The organism is Streptomyces sp. NRRL WC-3549 (genome assembly GCF_000721935.1).
Classification (GTDB): Bacteria; Actinomycetota; Actinomycetes; order Streptomycetales; family Streptomycetaceae; genus Streptomyces.
On record NZ_KL585468.1, the window covers coordinates 2,832 to 4,748 of the forward strand.

Sequence of the window (1,917 nt, forward strand, 5' to 3'; positions counted from 1 at the left end):
CCCCTCCCCCGCCGCGCACCCGTCACTCGTCGTCGACTCCCTGGGCAGGCGCTGCCCGGTCCCGGTGATCGAACTCGCAAAGGTGATCGGAGAGGTACCCGTCGGCTCCACGGTGACGGTCCTCGCCGACGACGAGGCCGCCCGGCTCGACATCCCGGCGTGGTGCGAGATGCGCCAACAGGAGTACGTGGGCGAGGAGCCGGCGGAGCGGGGCTCCGCCTACGTGGTCCGCCGGCTGACGTGAGCCCGGGCCGGCCCCGGGGAACCGGGCCGGCCCGGAGGAACGGCCGGGCTCAGGAGAGGTGGACCCGGACCTCGGCCGCCGCCTCGTCGCCGTAGGCCTTGGTGAAGCGGTCCATGAAGTGGGTGCGGCGCAGGGTGTACTCCTGGGTGCCGACCGTCTCGATGACCAGGGTCGCGAGCATGCAGCCGACCTGTGCGGCGCGCTCCAGACCGACTCCCCAGGCGAGGCCGGAGAGGAAGCCGGCCCGGAAGGCGTCGCCTACGCCGGTGGGGTCGGCCTTGCGCTCCTCCTCGGCGCAGCCGACCTCGATCGGGTCGTGGCCGGCGCGCTCGACGCGGACGCCGCGGGCGCCGAGGGTGGTGACCCGGTGGCCGACCTTGGAGAGGATCTCCTCGTCGCTCCAGCCGGTCTTGGTCTCGATGAGCCCCTTCTCGTACTCGTTGGAGAAGAGGTAGGTGGCGCCGTCGAGGAGGATGCGGATCTCCTCGCCGTTCATCCGGGCGATCTGCTGCGAGAAGTCGGCGGCGAACGGGATCGACCGGGCGCGGCACTCCTCGGTGTGCCGGAGCATCGCCTCGGGGTCGTCGGCGCCGATGGAGACGAGGTCGAGGCCGCCGACGCGCTCGGCGACGCTCTGGAGCTCGATCAGCCGGGCCTCGCTCATCGCGCCCGTGTAGAAGGAGCCGATCTGGTTGTGGTCGGCGTCCGTGGTGCAGACGAAGCGGGCGGTGTGCAGGACCTCGGAGATACGGACGGAGCCGGTGTCGACGCCGTGCCGGTCGAGCCAGGCGCGGTAGTCGTCGAAGTCCGCCCCCGCGGCACCGACCAGGATCGGACGGGTGCCGAGGACACCCATGCCGAAGGCGATGTTGGCGCCGACGCCGCCGCGCCGCACGTCGAGGTTGTCGACCAGGAAGGAGAGCGAGACCGTGTGCAGCTGGTCCGCGACGAGCTGGTCGGTGAACCTGCCGGGGAAGGTCATCAGATGGTCGGTGGCGATGGAGCCGGTGACTGCAATGCGCACGGGGAGGCTGCTCCTGCGGAAGGCGGAGGGACCGCGGCAGCGGGCCCTCCGGGACGGCGTGACAGTTCACGCTACCCGGTGGCCTCCCCCGCCCTCCGGTGCCGCCACGTGGGGGGAAGAGGGAAAACTACCCGATAGTAGGGCTTTCTACCCGAGCGCCGTCGTGCGTACGGTGCGCTCATGCCGAACGACATCGCTCCGCGTGAGTCCGAGACGAGCCTGGCCGAGCTGCGTGGTGACTGCGCGCGCATGGCGCCGCGCTGGGTCGCCGCCACCCGGACCGCCACGGAGGCCGCCGCGAGGCCGGCGGTACCGTCCGTGATCCACGGGGTCGCGGTCCCGCCCTCTTCGGCCCGGCTGGTCGGCGCCATGTCCGAGTACGGGGACTGACCGTCCCCGGCTCCCCGCCCGCGCGGTGGAACCGCCCGCCCCCGTGCCCCGTCCCATCCGTGTCCCCACCGGGGGCAGCGGTACACGAGTGACGGCTGGCAGTCGAAGGAGCGATCCGGTGAGCACCGAGCGACCCGAGAAGGACGTGACCGGCCCGCGACGGGGGCGTTCCCCGCTGGCGGTGGTCTCGGTGGCGGCAGCGGTGCTGCTGGCGGGGGGCGGCGCGGCGTACTGGGCGTCGGCCTCCCAGGGGCGGGCC

The 1,917-nt window shown here is 72.9% G+C and carries 3 protein-coding genes; 2 read left to right on the plus strand and 1 reads right to left on the minus strand.

The window, feature by feature from the left end:
• On the plus strand, positions 1-244 hold a 244-nt coding region (locus tag IH13_RS0136220), incomplete at its 5' end, for a sulfurtransferase TusA family protein (RefSeq protein ID WP_199814939.1).
• Between the two features lie 49 nt (positions 245-293).
• Here the strand turns inward: IH13_RS0136220 and IH13_RS0136225 are convergent.
• The gene (locus tag IH13_RS0136225) at positions 294-1,268 is read right to left on the minus strand and encodes a carbohydrate kinase family protein (RefSeq protein ID WP_031091425.1); all 975 of its coding nucleotides are present in this window, start codon (positions 1,266-1,268) and stop codon (positions 294-296) included.
• Between the two features lie 180 nt (positions 1,269-1,448).
• On the opposite strand from IH13_RS0136225, the gene IH13_RS0136230 reads away from it, so the two are divergent.
• Complete coding sequence (locus tag IH13_RS0136230) at positions 1,449-1,658, plus strand: hypothetical protein (RefSeq protein ID WP_031091426.1); 210 nt, start codon at positions 1,449-1,451, stop codon at positions 1,656-1,658.
• Positions 1,659-1,917 lie beyond the last annotated feature (259 nt).

What these genes read in the sequence shown, in the direction of transcription:
- IH13_RS0136230 (WP_031091426.1), top strand. Translation starts at nt 1,449, where the DNA reads ATGCCGAACGACATCGCTCCGCGTGAGTCCGAGACGAGCCTGGCCGAG.